Origin of the sequence: Psychromonas sp. SA13A (genome assembly GCF_011378715.1) — a bacterium.
GTDB lineage: Bacteria > Pseudomonadota > Gammaproteobacteria > Enterobacterales > Psychromonadaceae > Psychromonas.
Genome location: NZ_WTKU01000024.1, coordinates 16,237 through 37,966 on the forward strand (window position 1 = coordinate 16,237; position 21,730 = coordinate 37,966).

Annotated in this window: 19 protein-coding genes; 12 read left to right on the forward strand and 7 right to left on the reverse strand. The window is 36.6% G+C overall.

Annotated features, from left to right (window positions below; translation table 11 throughout):
* Positions 1–63: 63 nt before the first annotated feature.
* From GQR44_RS16725 to GQR44_RS16740, 4 genes are all read right to left on the reverse strand, one after another.
* A complete protein-coding gene (locus GQR44_RS16725) occupies positions 64–1,047 on the reverse strand; it encodes a two-component system response regulator (RefSeq protein WP_166372834.1) in 984 nt (327 codons plus the stop codon).
* A 20-nt stretch (positions 1,048–1,067) separates the two neighbouring features.
* Entirely contained in the window at positions 1,068–4,397 is a 3,330-nt protein-coding gene (locus GQR44_RS16730; RefSeq protein ID WP_166372835.1) for an MHYT domain-containing protein, read from the reverse strand.
* Positions 4,398–4,940: 543 nt separating this feature from the next.
* The gene (locus tag GQR44_RS16735) at positions 4,941–5,921 is read right to left on the reverse strand and encodes a rhodanese-related sulfurtransferase (RefSeq protein WP_166372836.1); all 981 of its coding nucleotides are present in this window, start codon (positions 5,919–5,921) and stop codon (positions 4,941–4,943) included.
* 154 nt (positions 5,922–6,075) lie between these two features.
* A complete protein-coding gene (locus GQR44_RS16740) occupies positions 6,076–6,654 on the reverse strand; it encodes a TetR/AcrR family transcriptional regulator (protein ID WP_166372837.1) in 579 nt (192 codons plus the stop codon).
* Positions 6,655–6,858: 204 nt separating this feature from the next.
* Between GQR44_RS16740 and GQR44_RS16745 the strand changes: the two genes are divergently transcribed.
* Both GQR44_RS16745 and GQR44_RS16750 read left to right on the forward strand, forming a co-directional pair.
* Positions 6,859–7,854, forward strand: a complete 996-nt coding sequence (locus GQR44_RS16745; protein WP_166372838.1) for a helix-turn-helix transcriptional regulator — start codon at positions 6,859–6,861, stop codon at positions 7,852–7,854.
* Between the two features lie 124 nt (positions 7,855–7,978).
* Positions 7,979–8,494, forward strand: a complete 516-nt coding sequence (locus GQR44_RS16750) for a lipocalin family protein (RefSeq protein WP_166372839.1) — start codon at positions 7,979–7,981, stop codon at positions 8,492–8,494.
* A gap of 56 nt (positions 8,495–8,550) precedes the next feature.
* On the opposite strand, the gene GQR44_RS16755 is transcribed toward GQR44_RS16750, so the two are convergent.
* Together GQR44_RS16755 and GQR44_RS16760 are read right to left on the reverse strand one after the other, a co-directional pair.
* The gene (locus tag GQR44_RS16755) at positions 8,551–9,222 is read right to left on the reverse strand and encodes an HAD family phosphatase (protein ID WP_166372840.1); all 672 of its coding nucleotides are present in this window, start codon (positions 9,220–9,222) and stop codon (positions 8,551–8,553) included.
* 167 nt (positions 9,223–9,389) lie between these two features.
* Positions 9,390–10,274 carry an EamA family transporter gene (locus tag GQR44_RS16760; RefSeq protein WP_166372841.1) on the reverse strand — a complete coding sequence of 295 codons (885 nt, stop codon included), beginning with the start codon at positions 10,272–10,274 and terminating at the stop codon, positions 9,390–9,392.
* 101 nt (positions 10,275–10,375) lie between these two features.
* Here GQR44_RS16760 and GQR44_RS16765 point away from each other — a divergent pair, with 101 nt between their 5' ends.
* From GQR44_RS16765 to GQR44_RS16810, 10 genes are all read left to right on the forward strand, one after another.
* Positions 10,376–11,776 carry a PLP-dependent aminotransferase family protein gene (locus tag GQR44_RS16765; RefSeq protein ID WP_166372842.1) on the forward strand — a complete coding sequence of 467 codons (1,401 nt, stop codon included), beginning with the start codon at positions 10,376–10,378 and terminating at the stop codon, positions 11,774–11,776.
* A 1-nt stretch (position 11,777) separates the two neighbouring features.
* The gene (locus tag GQR44_RS16770; RefSeq protein WP_166372843.1) at positions 11,778–11,993 is read left to right on the forward strand and encodes a DUF3820 family protein; all 216 of its coding nucleotides are present in this window, start codon (positions 11,778–11,780) and stop codon (positions 11,991–11,993) included.
* 142 nt (positions 11,994–12,135) lie between these two features.
* Positions 12,136–13,128, forward strand: coding sequence for a DUF2860 domain-containing protein (locus GQR44_RS16775; RefSeq protein WP_166372844.1), 993 nt, complete (start codon positions 12,136–12,138; stop codon positions 13,126–13,128).
* 250 nt (positions 13,129–13,378) lie between these two features.
* Positions 13,379–14,872: a sodium/proline symporter PutP gene (putP, locus tag GQR44_RS16780; protein WP_166372845.1), complete on the forward strand. Its 1,494-nt coding sequence runs from the start codon at positions 13,379–13,381 to the stop codon at positions 14,870–14,872.
* Between the two features lie 301 nt (positions 14,873–15,173).
* Positions 15,174–15,629, forward strand: a complete 456-nt coding sequence (locus GQR44_RS16785; protein WP_166372846.1) for a YHS domain-containing (seleno)protein — start codon at positions 15,174–15,176, stop codon at positions 15,627–15,629.
* A 2-nt stretch (positions 15,630–15,631) separates the two neighbouring features.
* A complete protein-coding gene (locus GQR44_RS16790; RefSeq protein WP_166372847.1) occupies positions 15,632–16,132 on the forward strand; it encodes a hypothetical protein in 501 nt (166 codons plus the stop codon).
* Positions 16,133–16,141: 9 nt separating this feature from the next.
* Positions 16,142–16,990, forward strand: coding sequence for a hypothetical protein (locus tag GQR44_RS16795; protein WP_166372848.1), 849 nt, complete (start codon positions 16,142–16,144; stop codon positions 16,988–16,990).
* Positions 16,990–17,895: a cyanophycin synthetase gene (locus tag GQR44_RS16800; RefSeq protein WP_240923712.1), complete on the forward strand. Its 906-nt coding sequence runs from the start codon at positions 16,990–16,992 to the stop codon at positions 17,893–17,895. Before GQR44_RS16795 ends, GQR44_RS16800 begins: the two co-directional genes overlap by 1 nt.
* Entirely contained in the window at positions 17,896–19,077 is a 1,182-nt protein-coding gene (locus GQR44_RS16805) for an MFS transporter (protein WP_166372850.1), read from the forward strand. It abuts the gene before it with no gap.
* Between the two features lie 110 nt (positions 19,078–19,187).
* Positions 19,188–20,798: a methyl-accepting chemotaxis protein gene (locus tag GQR44_RS16810; RefSeq protein ID WP_166372851.1), complete on the forward strand. Its 1,611-nt coding sequence runs from the start codon at positions 19,188–19,190 to the stop codon at positions 20,796–20,798.
* Positions 20,799–20,997: 199 nt separating this feature from the next.
* On the opposite strand, the gene dapB is transcribed toward GQR44_RS16810, so the two are convergent.
* Complete coding sequence (gene dapB, locus GQR44_RS16815) at positions 20,998–21,729, reverse strand: 4-hydroxy-tetrahydrodipicolinate reductase (RefSeq protein ID WP_205963109.1); 732 nt, start codon at positions 21,727–21,729, stop codon at positions 20,998–21,000.
* Between the last annotated feature and the right edge of the window lies 1 nt (position 21,730).

Sequence of the window (21,730 nt, forward strand, 5' to 3'; positions counted from 1 at the left end):
CCTTTAACAAGCTTTATCGTTAGCACTGAAAGGTGCTATCGCTTATCAAAAGACTTTCATTATCTAATCTTTCCAGCGATTTTTTATCTCTACAATTTTGTTTAGCTTACTTACAAATAAGTCAACTAGCTCTGGGTCAAAGTGTTTATTTTTTTGCGAAGTAATAAACTCAACGGCTTTTTCAACCGTCCAAGCCTCTTTATAAGGGCGTACACTGGTTAACGCATCAAAAACATCTGCTAGGGCGACGATACGTCCTTCGATAGGAATATTTTCTCCCTTTAATTGCTTAGGGTAGCCTGTACCATCCCATTTCTCATGGTGTGTCATAGAGACAATTTTAGCTAACTCAATCAAATCAGAGTCAGACTCTCCGAGTATTTCAGCCCCTATTTCCGGATGCTTTTGCATGATACTGAACTCTTCACTAGTTAACTTGCCCGGCTTAAGCATGATGCTGTCAGGAATACCTATTTTCCCAATATCATGCATCGGTGCAGCATGAAATAAAGCATCCGCTTCTTTCATTGAATGACCATAAGCTAAAGAAATTATTTTAGAGTAATGGCTCATCCGCATTACATGCATACCCGTTTCATTATCTTTGTATTCTGCTGCTCGACCTAGACGTTGTATTATTTGTAATCGAGTACGCTTTAATTCATTAACATCAACTAATGATAGGTGTGTTTTTACGCGAGCTTTCACTACAGCGGGTGTGACTGGTTTTGAAATATAGTCTACGGCGCCCATATTCAAACCTTTAGCTTCATCTACTGCATCATTTAAAGCAGTGACAAAGATAATAGGAATAGACTTATATAAAGTAGTTTTTTTTAAGTGTTCACATACCTGATAGCCTGTCATTTCTGGCATCATTACATCAAGTAATATTAAATCAGGTTGTTCTTTTTCAATTAAGCGTAAGGCTTCCTCACCACTTTTTGCAAAAGTCAGTTTATAGGTATCCTTAAGAATATTGTTCAACACTTTTAAGTTAATAGGCTCGTCATCGATAATAAGCACATTTTGTTTACTATTTGGCATTCAATTCACCTGTTAATCATTTAACCATTGGAGCGTAACGTGTCGATAAATGTCTTGATACGGCTTGAAGCTAATTCAAAATCAAAGTCATTACATGCAGTAATGATAGGTGTAACTTGGTTATCGTAACCCGCAGCATTGGCTTGAAGTGTATCTAATAAGTCATCATCGAATTCATTATTGGTAACATATTTCTGTAAAGCTAACAAAGTGTTAAGCAACTGTTCTTTAGAGGTCGCATTAAGTTTACTTTGTATTTTTTTATGTGTTTTACTACTCATCTTTTGTGCGCATTTACTAATAGCATCAACTTCATTTTGAATCGTTTCAATCAATAATAAAGCATCGCTTTGTTTGTGTTTACGGGTTATTTGCTCTAATTCAGTAAACGTGAGCATCAGTTGGTTCAGTGCTAAATTGCCAGCAACCCCTTTATATTTATGTGCGATATTTTCTAGCGTGGCCCATTCATTACTTTGTACTAATGACACGAGTGAACAGAGTTCCTGATCTGATTTGTTTAAAAAGTTTATGACTTCATTGAATAAAGTCGTTTTAGATCCCCACAAATCAATACCCTTCTCAAGGTCAATCGTTGCTTTTTGTGTTGAAACTGAATCTTTAGGTAGAGTGTCTACTTGATCAATAATAATAATATTTGCAATTTCACCGATTAACTGTCGAATATCGATCGGTTTATTAGCGAAACCATCCATACCTGCAAGTTGTGCAGATTTTTTATCTTGAGGTAATACGCTCGCTGTTAAGGCAATGATCGGTAATCGTGGCAGCCCATTTTCTGTTTCATAGATTCGTCTTTTTTTGGTCGCTGTTAAACCGTCCATAACTGGCATTTGTATATCCATTAATACGACATCAAATCCTTCACTTTCCATTTTCAATAACGCTTGCTCACCATTTCTTGCAACGGAAATTACATGCCCGTGTCGTTTTAAGATCAAGCTTAATAAATCAATATTTTGCTCGATATCATCGACAATCAACACACTTAATTGCGGTAGCACAACTTGATCTTGTTTTTTGTCTAGGCTTGCAGATGCTGTCGTAATTTTTACAGGAAGAGTAAATGTAAAAGTAGAGCCTTTATCAAATTCGCTGCTTGCCGAAATTGTGCCTCCCATCAGTTCAACTAGTTGTTTACTGATAGTAGTACCTAACCCTGTGCCTCCAAAACGACGACTCATGGATTCATCTGCTTGTGAAAATGCATCAAAAATAGCTGCTAGTTGTTGCTGAGTCATACCGATGCCAGTGTCTGAAATAACAAAGGTTAAAAAACCATCCGCTTCACTTTTTATAGTAATATCAACGTGTCCCTTTTCGGTGAATTTGATTGCATTTCCAACTAGGTTAGTAAGTACTTGCCTTAATCGATCAGGTACACCATGGTAGAAGCGTTGAATATTTTTCTCTATATTAAGATTAATATCTAAATTTTTATGTTGTGCTTGCAACCATAATGTTGATACCACTGAATCTACTTCTTCGACTAGCGAAAAATCCCGATATTCAAGCTGAAATTTACCTTTATCCAATTTTGCGCTATCCAAAATATCATTTAAAATATGTAATAAGGACTTGGCTGATTGGTTAATGGTACTTAGTTGTTTTCTTTGATGAGTACTTAATTCTTCATCCAATAAAATATCACTAAAACCAATAATCGCATTCATTGGAGTGCGAATTTCATGGCTCATATTTGCGAGAAAAGCTGCTCTAGTTGCTGCTGCTTGCTCAGCTTTTTCTTTTTCTGCAATTAAGGCGGATTCCATTTTTTTACGGTCGGTAATGTCCATGATGAAACCATCAAGGAAATAATCCTCTGAGTTTTCATCCTTTGTTGAGCGACCGTAACCCAGTACCCATTTTATTTTGTTGTTACGGTCAATGACTCTAAATTCAAGCTGAAAGCCGTTTGCGTGACGAAAATTAGTCTGTGCGATAGTTGGCATATCTTCAGGATGTACAAAGTCTGCAATACTACGTTTAGGGTGAGGTAGTAAGAAGTCTTCAGCTGGGTAACCCAACATTTTTTCAACTTCGTCATTAATGAAAATATTTGGCCAACCCGGTCTATCGATACAACGATAAGCAATACCGGGAATATTAGTGACCAAGGAACGGATCTTAGATTCTTTTTTACGCAGAGTGTTTTCCATCGCTTTACGCTCACGTAAGTCAGAAATAAAGGCTACGAACATATGTTGGTTATTAAGTTCTACATGCCCAATTCCCAAGCGTACTGGAATTTTTTCACCGTTTTTACAAAGCGCTTCTACTTCTCGGCCTTTGCCGATTATTTTTGCTTCTCTAGTTTGTAGATAATTATTCACATATTGATCATGATTATGCTGGAAAGGCACAGGCACTAACATTTTGACATTATTGCCAATTAACTCTTCTGGTTGCCATCCTAATAATGTTGATACTGCATTGTTGACGCTAATAATAATACGCTCTGCATCAATCGTAATAATGCCATCAATAGCGGTGTCCATAGTGGCAAGCAGTCGTCTTTCATTATTAGTTGCAGTGGCTGAAATATCTTTATAGCGAATAATTAAGTTAATACCTAACACTAGAAAGATGATGACCACAGTAATGGTTGTGACACCCAGCGCTAACAACGTGGATACATTGCTGGTTTGTTGTGATAGTTCGATGCCAGGTGGTAATACAAAGCGCGCTGCAAGCATTCCTGTGTAATGCATACCAGCAATGGCCGCTCCCATAACACAACTTGAGATGGCTAGTTTTGTATTTTTACTGAATGGTAGCGATGTCTTTTTATCTAAACCAAAGCTTATCCACAGTGCTAATATTGCCAAGGTAACGGCGATAATAATAGAAACGATAAACAAAGGTAGGTCATAACGAAGCAAAGGGGCCATCTCCATTGCCGACATACCCACATAATGCATAGTCCCTATGCCTGAGCCAACCAGAACACCGCTATAAACTAACTGTTTTCTTTGTATTTTCTTGTTGGTGAGTAAATTAAGAGCCACCCAAGAAGCAGCTACTGCAGGTAAAATAGAGAGTGTCGTTAATTCAAACTGATAGGAAATACTGGTGCACAGCTCTAGAGCGAGCATACCAATGAAGTGCATTGACCATACTCCTCCACCTAAAGCAATACTGCCAATTAATAGTAATAAATTTTTACGGGCAGGCGTTGCATGCTTTGCTTGAGAAGCAACTTGAAACCCCATAAAAGAAGCAAGAATCGCAATCAATATTGATAAAATAACTAATACTGGGTTGTGCGTAGAAACAATGAATAAATTATAATCACTATATTCAAAAAAATTTGAAATTTGTTGTTGCATATCTATTAAACACTGCTTTTGAAGAGGGTAAATATCGTACTTTTAAAGTACAGGTTGATTTATCTGTATCGGCAAGTGTTAATTAAAGTTTAATTATTTTGCTGATAGTTAATGATTTTTACATTAACAGTAATGATGATGTATCTTTTTGATTTTATATTGTTTGTTAGTTGCTCAATAAAATACTCGTTTAACCTTAGCACCTTTCAATAATTTAGTAGGACCTTTGTGTATTTTTTTGTTCCTTAACTAATTCTAAGGTCTGTCTAACTCTTTTATTACTTATTAATTCCACCCAGTGGACAGGGTTTATTGAAAAAAAATAAGTAGTATCAAGTAAAAGGGTACGAGTGGTCTTAACTCAAAGATCAACTTTGTTTACTGGAGTAGGCTCTTTTCTTATGGATATTCAATTAAAACGTAGTTTTTAAGCGAAACCTGTTAAAAAGAAAGTGATTGAGTGATTGCGGGAAGGGCTCATTAAATTTGAATAAGTTGATATCAACAGCGATCACTCGCCGTTGATATTTTTGATCGTATAATTTATACGCTGGTGCGTTGCTGCATTTTTACTGCTTGTTTTTTTGCTCTATTTTCTTCTAATTGTGTTAAAGCATCTGAGCCAATATGCGCTTGACCACGTTCCTGTGAAAGGCGGATTTGCTTTTCACGCTCTAAAAAACGTAATTTTTGTTGCTCAGACAAACTGTCATGACATTGATGACAGCTTACGCCTTGCATATACTTTTCAGATTTTTTGTCTTCTTCAGTAATTGGTAAACGACAACCATGACATTGGTCATATTGACCTTTTTCAAGCTGGTGGTTAACTGATACGCGATTATCAAAGACAAAGCACTCACCTTCCCACATGGTTTCTGATTCTGGCACTTCTTCAAGATATTTAAGTACACCACCTTCAAGGTGATAAACTTCACCAAAACCTTGCTCTTTTAAGTAAGCAGTTGATTTTTCACAACGAATTCCACCAGTACAAAACATAGCTATTTTTTTATGTTTTTTAGGGTCTAAATTTTCTTTAACGTATTGTGGAAATTCACGGAAATTAGTTGTTTTTGGATCAACAGCATTTTTAAAAGTACCAATGCTAATTTCATAATCATTTCGAGTATCGACCAATAATACCTCTGGATCACTGATTAGGGCATTCCAATCTTTAGGTTTAACGTAAGTCCCGACGACACGATTCGGATCAATACCTTCAACACCCAAAGTTACAATTTCTTTTTTTAGTTTTACTTTTGTGCGGTAAAATGGATTTTCTGTATCAAATGAAAATTTTGCTGTTAAATCGGTTAAAGAAGGGTTTGATTTTAACCAATTAAGTACATTATCAATACCCTCTTGATCACCAGCAATAGTGCCGTTAATACCTTCGCTTGCTAATAACAAAGTACCTTTTACTTGATTGGCATTCATGATGTTAAGTAAAGGTGTTTGGATCTCTTCATAATTTACTAGATCAACGAATCGGTATAGCGCACAAACCACTGTATTTTGCATATTTTTATTCCTCTGTTTGCTAACTGAAACGTAAATTCAGCGCATTAATTGTGCGGGGCATTATACGAATAGAAATCATTTAAGCAATTTTTATATTCCTTAATAGTTAGCAATTACTATGCCCTGTAAGCTTGTTGTTTGTAGCCTACATGTATTAACGCTTGAAACGTAAGATATTTTCAATATAAAAGGTAGCCTGTTGAGCGCTAAATTTTTGTTGGAAAATTTGTTCATTTGCGATTACACCTTCTTTTAATAAGGTCAACAAATCAACAATCAAACAATTTTTTTGAGCATCTTTTTCGAAATCATTAACCTGTATTTTAAAAATATTCTGAATAGTTTGTTTATGGTGCAAGCACGAGGCAACTATCTCGGGATTTAGCATAGAAAATTCTTTATGTGCTTGGGTGAAGTAACAACCATTGAAAGTCGGTAATTGAATCACTTTCCCATTAAGCCAAGCGTCTAATTGCTCAAAAATAACCAAGATACTATCTTTGCCCGGTACCGCTAAGGCAATACTTTTTTGTAAGTGCTCTATGATCTGTTGATGATGCCATTCTAACGTAGCAAGGATCAGCGCATCCTTATTTTTAAAATGATTATAGAGCGTCTTTTTTGCAACCTGTGATTGTTTAATAATTTCATTGATACCAACGGCATGGAATCCCTTTTGATAAAAAAGTGTAAAGGCAGCTTCGATTATTTGTTGTTGTTTCATATTGCTCATTTTTCTACACACCCTTACAAAAAATACAAATTATCATACATGAAGACCAATCGGTCTCATTAGTTTTGTAAAAACTTTGAATTAAATACTCTTTTTGAGGTATTTTTTAGCGCATAAATTTTATATGTGCATATACTATTTTGATTACTTTAGGTTTAGTTATTAAAAGTAAATACATCATTTTATCAATATGAGGTGTTATATATGCCCACAACCTTACATTTAATTAGAGCAAGTCACTTAAATGCAGTGATTGAAAACCTGCATGCATTATCGCTTCCCGTTGAATCTTTATTGGAAAAAGCAGGGTTATATTTTGCTACTCCAATACAACCGAACCAACTTATTATAGAAAAGAAAATTTGGCTCTTTTTAAAGCTTGCTGCTGATTATAGCAACATGCCGCATTTAGCTACTTGGTTAACAGAGCAAAGCGATTTATCACACTATGGCGAATTTACTAAACATTTGGTGAGTGCTGATAATCTTCATCAAGCTTTACTGCTATTAACTCGTTATACGAGCTTTCACAATAGCAATAACATTTTTTTATTAAAGGAAGACAAGCAAAATATTTGGATCTGCCAGCCGCATTCACGACATGTCAAACAAGGAAGCTGGCAAGTTGAACAGCATGTAATAACGTTTATCTGCATGTTAATTGAGCATTATTTAGGACATGGCTGGCAACCTAAACAGATTAAATTAAAAGATGCACAGGCAGTTGGTATTGAACACTCTCGATTTTTTAAAGATACAGATATTAAATTAGGACACAGCTATTCGGCGATCGCGATAGAAAGACGTTTATTAAGTAAACACTGCCTAGTTATTGATTTACCACAGTTAGCTGGGATTGACCCTATACCTAATGATTTTTTACAAGGCTTCAAGCTATTATTAAAGCAGGGGTATTTTGGTCAGGATTGGTTAGCGGAGAATATTGCCGCTTCATTAGAGATAAGTGTTCGTACTTTAAAAAGAAAACTGCAAGCGCAGGGCACGTCTTTGCGCCAGGTCTTCGATGAGGTCCGTTTTCAGCAGGCTTGTGAACTTATTGATCAAGATGTGCATGAATATGAAATATTAGCGGAAAAACTGATGTATACGCATCCTAATAACTTTGTACGTGCTTTTAAGCGTTGGAGTGGCATTACGCCGCGAGAATTTATTCGCCTTCGTAATCGTGAATTGTCATAGTTACGGGGGGATATTCATCTACTATAACAAGCAATGATCTTTGTTTACTTTAATGGCGTATAATTCCAGACTGTTTTATGTGGCTCATCCTTAGTCATAAAATGAGAGTAAATGAGGGATCAAAATGAAAATTTTATTAATACTGACAGCTATTTTGTTACAAACTGCATGTACTGGTGTACCGGAAGGTATGCAGGCAGTTAAACACTTCGAAAGTGATCGTTATTTAGGTACTTGGTATGAAATAGCGCGTTTAGACCATTCTTTTGAGCGAGGTCTGGAGCAAGTTTCTGCCACTTACTCAATGCGTGAAGATGGTGGTATTAAAGTCATTAATAGAGGTTATTCCAAAGAAGATAATGAATGGCAAGAAGCGGTTGGAAAAGCTTATTTTGTTGATGATAAAAATACAGGTCATTTAAAAGTTTCTTTTTTTGGTCCATTTTATGGGTCTTATATTATTTTTAAGATGGATCAAGTGGACTATCAATATGCTTTTATCAGTAGTTATAACCATGATTACTTATGGTTGTTGTCACGAACTCCACAGGTCAGTGATGCCGTGAAGCAGGATTTTATTAATACGGCTGCTAAATATAGTTTTGCCACTCAAGATCTTATCTTTGTAGATCAAAAATAGCTGTTGATTAAAAGGTACGGCACATCAATCAAGTTTGATGTGCGTTAACAAAAAAGTTAAGTATTTACTTGTTCTTTATGTTGTTTAAGGTGCGTTAATACATGATCTAGTGAAGGCTCTATATGGTGGCCTAATGCAATCATTTGTTGATCTGGAATAACCAGATCAGGCACTTGAAATACTTGCATTTTTGCGGCCATTGCAGAGATAACACCATTACTTGAATCTTCAAAGGCTAAACATTGCTCAGGGGCAACATTTAAGCGTTGTGCCGCGAGTAAGAATATCTCGGGGTCAGGTTTACCTCGAGTAACTTCGCAACCACTACTAATATGTTGAAAATAATGATCAAGTCCCGCCAACTTTAATTTTGTTGTCGCCAATTTATTATGTGTTGATGTGGCGACGGCAACCGGAATATGTTGTGATTTAAACCATTCAAGTAAATTGATCACTCCAGATTTAACCGGAATCGCTTGATTCTCAACAATTGGCCAATAACCATCCATCCAAGCCTTACGTAATGGAGCATACTCAATATACTGTGCATAATGCGACATGATCGCTTCTTCAATACCTTGAGCATTACGGCCAATAATTTTTAAGTAAGCGCTTTTTACAAAAGGCAGTGATAATTGTTGGCAGGCCTTTTCGAAGGCTTGCATGCAAACTCGTTCAGTATCCAGTAATAGACCATCCATATCGAAAATAGCAGCTTGGTAGGGCATAAAGTATCTCTGTGATATTAATAAGGTGATAAAGCGGATCTAGTTTACCTGTTTTTTATAGTAAATCCGTTAATTCTTTAATGCTCGAGGCTTTGTTAAAATCTTATCAACAGGTCGTTTATTTTAGTCAGTGAAATGCTTCAATATAATGTTTCAGCTGAAGTGACTTAAATATATCGCGATTTCAGTTTAGTGAGCATTTTAGTATTCACAAAACCAATCAAAATTCCGCTGATCACACATAAACAAGCAATCAACTTAATCAGACCTACCGTCTCTTGGTAAAACAATACACCTCCTAATAATCCAAACACCGGCACTAATAAAGTGAGAGGAGCAACCGTTGTTAATGGATAAGTCACTAATAAACGATTCCAAATCCAATACCCTAATAAAGTAACCGGATACGCTTGAAATAATACAGAGAAAATGACCCGCTCATTGAGTTGTTCTGGCAATTGTAAATAAACATCGCTACCTGATTGTAAATAGACGATAAGAAACAAAGGAATAGGTGCAAAAGCCATCGCCCATAAACTAAAGGCAAAGATTTGTTTAGTTGCTGCTTTCTTGACTGTGATACTCGCTAAACTCCACGATATAGCTGCGAATAATATTAACATTAACCCTAGCTGAGTTACTGAACCGTCAGTGACGGTTAAGCTTAATAATAACCCTGCTAAAGCAATACCACTACCAATGACTTTATTAATTGGCAGTTGTTCTTTTAGTAAAAAATAACCTAAGAATAAACCGAATACTACATTCATTTGTAGCAATACTGATGCCATGCCTGCACTTAAGCCCGCTTCGATTGACCATGTCGCCATACCCCAAATACCAATTGCGAATAACCATCCATAGATGATCAGATACCACCATGAAACATTTGGTTTTTTAACAAAAAATATAGCCGGTAATGTTGCGAGTGTGAACCTTAATGCTGTTAACAATAAAGGATCAATTTCGCTGACACCCAATTTGATGACAGAGAAGTTTAATCCCCAGACAATCATTACTAAGATACCTAGTATCAAATCATTCTTTTTCATCATCTACCCTTTATTTTAAATGTGGTGCGCTTGTGAGTATTATCAAACAAACTAAAAAAGATAACAGATACAAAATTTAACTTTATGGGCGGTACAGTTTTATGCGTTATATACAATTAGCGGCACAGTGTGTGCAACAGATCGAATCTGGGCAATTAGAATTACATGCTAAAATGCCGTCATTACGTAAATTTAAACAATTACACAATGTCAGTATGACGACGGCTTTAAACTGTTACCAACATCTTGAATCATTAGGTTGGTTGGTTGCTAAACCTCAATCGGGATATTACGTTGCGCAACAATCTCCATTAATGAACCCGTCATCTAGGCCGAGTTTTGTCTCTTTTACGAGTAGCATTACTAAACCGCAGTTACCTGCTATCTATAATCCTTTTGTTGATCCTTGCCCTTTAGGTATTGCACGTTACGATCCTGCGTTAATTCCTGTCGGTAAATTACAGGGATCTTTTCGGCGAGCGATGAAACGTCAAGGTAATCATCTCAGTCACTATCCTGCTCCGCAGGGAGAACCAGTATTGAGAGAAAGCTTAAGTGATCATTTCAAAAGAATCGATTTTCATTTTTCTGCTGAAGATTGTGTGATCACTCACGGTTGTATGGATGCAATACGTAGTGCAATTGAAATAACCACTGAAGAGGGGGATGCCGTCGCAATTAGTTCGCCTTGTTTCTCTGGTTTATTGGAGCTATTAGGTGTTATGAAGCGTCGAGTGGTTGAAATCCCTTCTGTGCAAGAGGGGATTGACCTTGATCAGTTACAGAAACAAATGCATTTAGGGTCAATAAAGGCGGGGTTATTTTGCACTTCACATATGAATCCGCAGGGAACCTCAATGACACCATTGCAAAAGCAAAGGTTAGTTGAGCTGGCAACTCATTATAAAATCCCTATTATTGAAGATGATGTGTATCTCGAATTAGGTTATAAAAAAGTCCTTCCTTTACCTGCAAAGCATTGGGACACAAAGGGTTATATCCTATGGTGTGGATCTATCTCTAAAACTATTGCTGCTGGTTATCGGTTAGGATGGTGTTTACCAGGTCGTTATTTACAAGCTTATTTACAACAACGATTATTTGCAAATCAAGGTATTACTTCACCTTTACAATTTGCAATAGCAGATTTTATTCAACGTGGTGATTACCTTAACCATCTCAAAAAGATACGTTTACACCTCGATCAACAAACATTACAGTTTACTACCTATTTGCAAAAAAATTTACCGCTTAATAGTAAGATAAGCCAACCGGCTGGTGGGTTTGTTTTATGGATTGAAGTGGATAATTTAAATACGTTTAGACTAAGAAAGCTAGCGGTTGAAAAACAATTAGATGTACGCATTGGTGAAAGCTTTAGTACGTTGGGTTTATATAAGCATTGCTTTCGCCTAAATATTGGCTTTAAGATCAGTGCTTCAGAGATTGAATTAAAATTAAAACAACTCATTACCTTAGTCAACACCTGCTCAAAGGAATAATATGTTAGATAACCCTAGTGCATTAAGCGATGCAATTAATCAAACCATGCCATTTGGTAAATACGCAGGCCGTAAGTTAATTCATTTACCTGAGCCTTATTTAGTGTGGTTTCACGGTAAAGGCTTTCCAGAAGGTAAATTAGGTGAGCAGTTGGCGTTAATGTACGAAGTAAAATTAAATGGATTAGAGAAAATGCTTGCCCCACTAATCAAATAATTTGCTCATGATCTTGTTTGGCTTCTTTAAAGCAGAGAAAAATAACGAATATTAAAAAGTATTACGTATTCGTTTTATTGCTACAGGTAAACATATTAATAAAGCAGTACAGTAAGCAAAAACTTCAATAGGGATAAAGATGATGTTAAAAGCAATAGGCGGTTTAACCGCGGGTATTTTGATAAGTTGTTCTGTTGTCGCTCAACCACTCACTAAAGAAGCGGGCTGGGAGTTTACATTAAGCGTTAATGCCGGCTACAGCGGAGGAGAATCACAATTTGATACTGACCATGATAATGAAATCACTAACGATTTAAATAATAGTGGCCAATCTAACTCATCAGTACTTGTATATCCATTAGGGCGGATCCAATACACCTTAGAAAACCTTAACACCCAATTCTATCTAGGTAATAGCCGCGAACAAGTTAGTACTGCAAAATTTCAATACGAACTTGGCATGATCCATCAGTTTGAGGATCAAAGTAAATTAACGGTTGCCGTTTTTCCTAAATTATCTTTATTCAATGAAACTTGGGAAGACCCTTTTGTTACTAATGCAAAAAGGCAAACCACTGATCAAAAAGTCGGTGGGGCTCGAATTGCTGTCGATAATATTTTTGGTACTGGATTAACTTTCAAATACGCGATAGCTAGCAGTAGTATCGACGATGAATTAAGTGGTCAGAGCCAATTAAGTGATACCTCTGAAATAGCCTTGTTAAAACGTGATAGCTTATATCAACGAGTTGAGGTTGGAAGCTCATTTCCTATTTCTCAAGGTGTATTGCTGAAGCCCGCTTTTCAATATACCAATCGCAATGCCGATGGTGATGCAAATAGTTATGATCAATATACGGGGCAACTGTCGCTTTTATTATTCAAACAAAGACATACTTTAATCACCACTATTAATGCCGGTGTACGTCTTTATAAACAAGAAAATCCTCTTTTTAATGATAAACAAGATTTAACACATGCAGGTATTTTCAGTATTTATTCCTATCAGCGTCCATTTGATTGGCAGCATTGGAGCTGGACCATGATGCTTGGATATAACCAAGAAAATTCAGATATAGCTTTCTATGATAGCAAAGGCGTTATTATTTCAACTGGAATGGTTTATCGCTATTAATGTGCTTGTTTTTCAAGCATGTGGTTTAATTTGATAAAGAAATGCTTTAATAAATTATTTTATATGATGTGCGGTAGATCACAAAAAAACTTTACAACGAGCTGATTTACACTTAAATCTGATTTTAAATCCGCTAAAGTAAATTATTCACAGGCTAATTTGTTAAGGTATTGTTATAAACAACATTTAAGGAATGATTGTTGTTTGGAAATACAAATTATCACAGGAAGTGTTAAGGAGTTTAAATCTTATGATAGAACAAAATTTTGCAGTGATTGGAACCTTCATCCTTTATTTAGCGATGATGATGGGGATTGGTTATTGGGCTTTTCGAAAAACAGTGAATTCTTCGGATTATTTTTTAGGTGGACGTCAACTCGGACCTTGGCCAACGGCAATATCTGCTGGCGCATCTGACATGAGTGGTTGGTTGTTATTAGGTTTACCTGGGTATGCATTAGTTGCTGGTTATGGCTCTCTTTGGTTAGCTGGTGGTTTATTAGTGGGTAGTTGGTTAAATTGGATTATTTGTTCAAAGCGTTTACGTACTTATACCATTATTACTAATGATTCATTAACCTTGCCTGATTATTTTGCGCGTCGCTTTGAAGATAAAAGTAAATTATTACAAACGATGTCTGCGTTCTTTATTCTGCTATTTTTCCTTTTTTACACCAGCGCAGGTTTAGTAGCTGGCGGTAAATTATTCCAAACTGTTTTTGATCTCAACTATCAATTAGCTGTGATTATCGGCACAGTTTGTGTTGTTTCTTATACCTTGTTTGGTGGTTTCTTAGCGGTATCTTGGACTGATTTAGTGCAAGGTCTATTGATGGCTGCAGCATTGCTACTGGTGCCTATTCTTGCACTTGATGGTTCTGTGAGTGATTTAGCGGCAACATTAACGGCTAAAAATCCTGAATTATTAGATGCTTTTACTAACAATGACGGTACGCCTATGAGTGCAATAGCTATCATTTCATTGGTAGCATGGGGCTTAGGTTACTTTGGACAACCGCATATTTTAGCGCGTTTCCAAGCTGCGAGTAGTAATAAATCGTTAACTACCGCTCGTCGTATTGCAGTGATCTGGACTGCTCTTTCAATTATGGGAGCTATTGCTGTTGGTCTGATTGGTATCACCTATGTGGATGCTAATTTAGGCGGTGTATTGGAAGATAGCGAAACTATCTTTATGATTCTAGTGAATGGTATGTTCCACCCAGTGATCGCAGGTATTTTATTAGCAGCAATCCTAGCTGCTATCATGAGTACAGCGGATTCACAGTTACTTGTTTCTTCTTCTGCATTAGCCGAGGATTTCTATAAGCAACATATTAACCCTGAAGCTAGCTCTGAAAAAATAGTATTAGTTGGACGCCTAGGTGTAGTTGGTTTATCACTTGTTGCATTAGCTTTAGCTTTTAATCCTGAAAGTTCAGTACTTGGTTTAGTGTCATATGCATGGGCTGGTTTTGGTGCCGCATTTGGTCCAGTAATTGTGTTAAGTTTATTCTGGTCTCGCATGAATCGTTTGGGTGCGCTAGCAGGTATTGTTGTAGGTGGCGTAACAATTGTTGTCTGGAAACAATTAAGTGGCGGTTGGTTTGACGTTTACGAGATTGTCCCTGGTATTATTTTCGCTACTATTTCAATCGTAGTAGCTAGTTTAATGACAGCAGCGCCAAGCACAACGATGTTAGCTAAACACCAAGAAATGAAAGATAAATTATCAGTGTTATAAGTGTAAGGTTAGTTTACACATAACATAACGCTTATGATTCAAAGCCCACTTAATTAAGTGGGCTTTTTTTTGCCTGTTACTTTTAGAAAAGTTATTGATTGTAGTTTTTCGCATTAACACATTGATTAGTATATTTATTAATACCTAGAGTTAACCAAATGAGTGTTTGAAAAAGTCATTAACTTTTATCTTTTCATACATGTCATTTATATAATTTGTATTTTTTTAATAAAAGAAGCAATAAAATTAGGGTCTTTCAGGTCTTGTAGATTATATTATTTTAAAATGGGTGGAACTGAACATGAAAAAAATACTCTCAATCCTACAAGTCGTTGCATTAATGAGCTTTGCACTTTTTCAAAGTGCGAATGCCGCTGATGCAATTCATACAAGCTTCTTTAGTAATAAAGCGGTTTCAGGATACGATGTTGTTGCTTATTTTACTGAGCAAAAACCAGTACAAGGCAACAGTAAGTACCAGCTTGAATACAAAGGTGCCGATTGGTATTTTTCAAGCCAAGAAAATTTAGCTTTGTTCAAAGGTGATCCGGAAAAGTATGCACCACAATATGGTGGTTACTGTGCATGGGCGATAGCAGGCAATGAAACTGCACCTGGTAATCCGCCATTTTGGACAGTTTATAATGATAAACTTTACTTAAACTATGATCAGTCTGTGCAAGATACTTGGACTGCTGATAAAGACAAATTTATTAAACAAGCCGATCTTAACTGGGCTAAATTGGACAAGGAATAACCATGAGAATATTACCTATTTTTAGCTGGATAGTGGTGCTGTGGACGGCAAAAGTTTTTTTACTATCGCTACCTTATAAGTTTACATTGCATCCTGATACGCAGCATATATTTGGTATGATTGGCGAATGGATGAAAGGTATTTTAGGTGATTCAATGGGATCGTGGTTTGCTAATTACGGGTCTTATGCTGTAGGTGGTGTTGAACTAGTTACTTCACTTATTTTGTTATCACCAGCCGCCTTTTGGTTACTTAAAAAAATGAACCTATTACAATCTGCTCCAAGCCGAAGTGTAATGCATGCCATTGGTGGTTTAATGGCTTCAGGTGTGATGGTTGGCGCTGCTTTCTTTCATCTTGCCACACCGTTAGGTATTGAAGTTATTCATGAAGGGAAAAGTGATGGTGGAAGTTTATTTTATGCTGCTGTCTCCATTGCTATATTAGGTTTTGTTCTGTTTATTGTTAACTACCGAGCTTACAAAAGTACTGTAACTCAATAAGGACTGACATTGTTAATACGTATACTGCTGGTACTTTCTTATATTGTATGGTGTTGTCGATTTTTGATCGCGCCATGGAAGTATTTCCAACTTAATGCAAATTATTTTAATGAGCATCGTCATCTCTTTTCTAAGCTAGATATGGATTTGCTGATACCTGAAAAATGGCGTCTCACGCAGTTTGTTGACCAAGGTGCAGGGCAAGGGCATAAACAGCCTGAACATTTTCCTGTATTCCTTAAGCCTGAGTGGGGGCAGAACTCTCAGGGAGTTTGTCGTATTGATAGCCTACAGGCTTTGCAGGAACATCGTAAACAGCGAACTGCTAATGGTCCACGTTATTTAATCCAAGCGGCTGCAAAAGCTAAGCGTGAGTTTGAAATATTTTATATACCTGGTGCTAAAAGCAATCAATCAACTGCGATTATCTCGGTAACGGAAACTTGCAATAATAGCGATGACGAGATGCCAGTAAATGGTATTTATAATCAAAATACTTATTATCAGTCCTGTATGTCGTTATTAAGTACAGAGCAAATACAAAAAATAGAAGCGATGTTTGCATCAATAGGGCCCTTTAGAATTGCCCGCTATTGTGCTCGAGCAGATTCGCTTGAAGCGTTACTTGAAGAGCAGTTTTCTATTGTTGAAATTAATGTCTATGTGCCAATGCCACTAATATTGTTGACTCCAGACATGAGTTTTAAAGCACAGTTAAAATTTGTATTTTCAAGCATGAAACAATTGGCTTTAGTGACCAAAGATATCCCGGCTTCTCAAGCGGTTAAATCTGTTTTCTTTCAAAAATTACAATGTGCTCGGTTATTAAAATCAATCACAAAAAAAGAGCTTTCTTAATGAAATTTAAAAAAATGATATATGCATGGATCAGCAAAAAATTCATGGGCGGTTGCAGTAATTATAATAGCTTAGAAGTGCGAAGAAGCTGTCGCAGTAAAGAGCAAGCACGCGATAAATTTAAACAAGGTAATATTCCACATGCGCAGGGGTTAATCTTTTTCAATCCTTTCAGCGCGATACGTTTTGCTAAACAGCATGGTTTCCCACTCGTTATCAAACCAAATGTGAGTGGTTTTTCGCGTGGTAGTCATTTCCCTATTCGCAACTATAAAGAGTTATGGAAAGCTATTTTTTTTGCTAAATGCTGGTGGCCATTTACTGTTGTAGAGCAGTTTCTTGAAGGTAATAATTATCGAGTTGTTGTCGCCAATGGTGAAATAGTATCGGTACTACAGCGTTATGCGCCAAGCGTAAAAGGTGATGGTATTTTAACTATTCGTGAATTAATGCAAAAAGAAAATGCAATTCGTGAAGATATGAAATTATATCCTGTTATCTATCCACTAAAAGAGAGCGCACAAACTCGATCATTTCTAGCTAAACAACGTTTAGACTTTGATTCTGTGCCTGCTGCTGAGCAACGTATTACTTTATTTTATCGTATTTCCCTGGCCCCTGGTGGTGTGGTGGAAGTGATTAATAAACAGTTACTACCTGAAGCTAATAATCAGTTATTTAAACAAGTACTGACGTTATTTGATGCGAATATTTTAGGTATCGATGTAATTTTAGAAAAGGGCATTGAATACGATTATCGCGAACAGAAGTGTATTTTCCTTGAAGTCAATTCGCGCCCTTATTTAAAAATGCATGCTTATCCTCGTTATGGCGAGGCTGAAGATTTAAGTGAACAATTCTCTCAATTAGATGCGCTAGATATTAAACAGTCTGATACCTTTTAAATGTCGCCTTTAGCACGCACATTTTATCTTTTTACTGGGTTTCACTCTTTTCTATTAGGGCTATTGCCCTTGTTTATCCCTGTTATTTTATGGGATAAAGGGTTAAACATTAGTGATATTGCCTATTTTGTGGTGCTGACTTCGGTGGGCTTTTTATGCGCATTATACTGTTGGGATAGGTTACGTGCCCAGCAACAGTGGCGTAAGTTAATAAGCTGCTCGTTTATTTTTCAGGGGTGTTTTGTTGCGCTACTGGTATGGGAACAACAACATATACTGGTGACGTTGGGAGCATTTATTAATGGAATGGCGGGTTGCTTTTATTGGTCCACTCAGCGTCTTTTATTTCAAGCGATCACTGAAGATAAAAACACAGGTAATACGTTTGGTAACTTTCAAATACTTGTCGTTTTTGCACTAAAAATTGGCGTGTTAGTAGGAAGTTATTTGCTCGGTATGGCCTATTTTTCTGGTTTGCTGACTCTGTCTTTTGTCTTGTCATTAATAGGCTTTTATTGGGTTAATAAAAGTTTACAAAGTAACCGCCAGTTATATGCCTTAAAGCAAGTTCCTGCATTTACGTTAAAACAAATAATCCAATTTAAAGACAAGAATAAATCGACACTTATTTTTGTCGTTGATGGTTTATTTCTGTTTTTAGAAAGTTATTTTTGGGTATTAACGATTTATTTGCTGACGCAAGCTAATGTGATGAGATTAGGTTTAATTATTGTGGCGCTGAGTTTGTTATTAGCACTCATTTTTTTCTTTATAAAAAAACATATTGATCGTGTAAATGCTCAGCTAATCTATAGTTTTGCCGTTATTGGTTATGCCTGTTCCTGGTTTATTAGAGCAGAGCTAAGCCAAGATATAAATAATGTTATGTTATACACAGGCTTATTATTAGTGGCTTTTTTGAGTAACTTTTTCCGACTTGCCTTTAATAAACGCTTTTATGATATTGCTCGTCAACATCAACCCACTCGTTACATCATTTGTAAAAGTTATTACTCGCAATTTATGTTGGTTTTATTTTTCAGCTTAATTGCGTTATTTGTTCCTCTTGAAAATACTGCAGTAAATCAATTACAAATACTTTATTACTTATCTATTCCTCTGGTCTTTATCTATTTCGTATATGGCCGCCATAAAGCAATATCAGGGCTTAAGATTCAATAAAATAAAAATCTGAATAGCTGTTGTTCATGCAATGATTAATTTTCAGCATTTTGATTTAAATAGACTATCCTGATAGTTGGAAATTATTTTTATCTATTTAAGGAATGAACATGCCTATTAAATATCGACTGATATTAAGCCACTCAATGATTCTTATTTTTATGTTAGGCATGTTGATATTTTCTGGTTTACGCTTTGACCACACGGCTTCTCAAGTGCGTAATATTGTTGAAGGTGATGTGTTACGTGCTGAGTTAGCTGGAGAAGTTAATATACAGGCAGAGAGCGTTGCTGGCAGCTTGTTACTATTGTTTATATTAGAAGAGCAGGTACAGCGAACAGAAGTATATAAAGAGATTGATAGGAAAAATAAAAAAATAGATGAAGTAATACTAAAAATTGAAGCATTATTAATTTCAGAAGCTGATAAAACCTCACTCAGCACCATTATGGGCTTGAGAAAAAAATACCATGATCAGTTTTTTGCCACGGTAGATGAAATTGAATTTGGCGATCCAGAACAAGCTCGTTCTATGATGGCAGGGTCAACACGTGATGCGCTTAATGCCTTATTGTCAGCAATGTCATCGTTTAAACAAAAACAACAACAATCGATGAATGACCGCCAAGAGAGCATTTTAACAATGACTGAGAATGCGCTATTTATTATGTTGCTATTAGGCGGTGCAGCATTATTTGTAGGTGTGTTGATGACTTACAAAATAATCAGAAGCGTTACCTTACCTTTAAATCAATCGGTAACTGCTATTGCCAGTATTGCTGCTGGAGACCTTTCAAAGTTGATTCCACGAGGAGATAACAATGAATTTGGTCGTTTATTATCAAGTATGTCGCATATGCAAAATCAGCTCAAAGCAATGATCTCTAATGTTGATAGTGATGCAAAATCGGTGCATGAAAATGCTAACGATATTTTGTTACAAGCTGCCGATATGAAAAGTGCCCTGACTGAACAATATCAGCGTTCAGGCCACATCAACGACAGTATTGTTTCTTTGTCCGTAGGTATTAAACAAACCTCTGAAGATGTGAAACACATCGAATCACAAGCCGTTAAAACACAGCAACTCTCTGAACAAGGTGTCAAATCTATCACTGAGGCGAGTCATTCTATTAAAGATATTGCCGTTTCTATTTCTCAGTCTACCGCTTCAGTTGCTCGTCTTAGCGAGAGTTCACTACAAGTTTCTAATGCGATTAACCATATTCGAGAAATTGCCGACCAAACTAATCTACTTGCGTTAAATGCTTCTATTGAAGCCGCGCGAGCGGGAGAGTTTGGTCGAGGTTTCTCGGTTGTGGCTGACGAAGTACGTGTGCTCGCTAGCCGTACTGCTGAAGTGACGATGAATATTGATGAAGTGATCAGCACCATGAAGAAACAAACCAACCAAGTGGAAACTGAAATCACTGAAAGTGAAACGCGGATTGAAAAAGGTGTGTTATTAATTGAAAGTATTATCGTTCCTTTAGAAAATATGCAGCAAGAAGCAGAACAGTCGAAGCAAAGTTTACGCTCATTAGCAGACCTAACTATCCATCAGTCACAGGAAAGTGATTTGGTTGCTAACAATGCGACTGAGATAATGAATATTGCACGTCAGAACGAACTTGCGAGTGATCGCCTAATGGCCAAGAGTGATGAGTTACTAGCAACTGCAAAACGTGTTGATCAAACGCTATCAGTATTTCAACACTAGAAACTTTTATACTGGTTTAAAGCGGATCTAGGAATCAAATACGCGTTACTTTGAAACATAAAAAATGCCCTTTAAACATCTAGCTTAAAGGGCATTTTGCTATTAGTTACTTTACTAATATTAGTTATTTTGCTTATATGACTGGTTTCCGCTATTTCACATTCGAATAGCATAAGTCAGACGCTATCATGTAGTGACTTTAGTCCATTAAATATTCTAAGCCATAAACCAACTCTGAACGTTTAACGACTTCTTTACAGGCTAAACAAATACCTGGCATAAAAGATTCGCGATGCTGAGAGTTATGTTCAATTTTTAGGGTCTCGCTTAATCCGCCAAAAAACACAGTTTGTTGTGCAACCACACCAGGTAAGCGAATTGAATGTAATTTAACACCATTTAATTCAGCTCCACGAGCACCTTCAAGTAACTCTTTATCACTACAAGGTGTCGCTGCTTTGGTGCGCGCCGCTGCAATTAACTCAGCAGTACGAATACCTGTGCCAGATGGGCTTTCTTCTTTTTGTGGACTATGCGCTTCAATAACTTCTACATCAGGTAAATACTTAGCGGCTTGTACGGCAAACTTCATCATTAAGACTGCACCTAGTGAAAAATTAGGTGCAATCAATCCACCTAATTGCTTTTCTTTTGCAAGTGCTTGTAATTCTTCTACTTGATGCTCAAGGAAACCACTGGTACCAATAACCGGACAAGCACCCGCATTAAGAATCGTTTGGGTATTATTAAACCCTGCAGAAGCTGCTGTTAAATCAACAACAACCTGTGCGCCTGTTTGTTTAATCAATGCTGCTAAGTCATCACCAAAGTCACACGAAGCGACTAATTCTAATTCGCTGTCATTATTAACGGCTTTAACTGCTTCGCCACCCATACGACCTTTTGCGCCGTTTACAATTACTTTAACCATG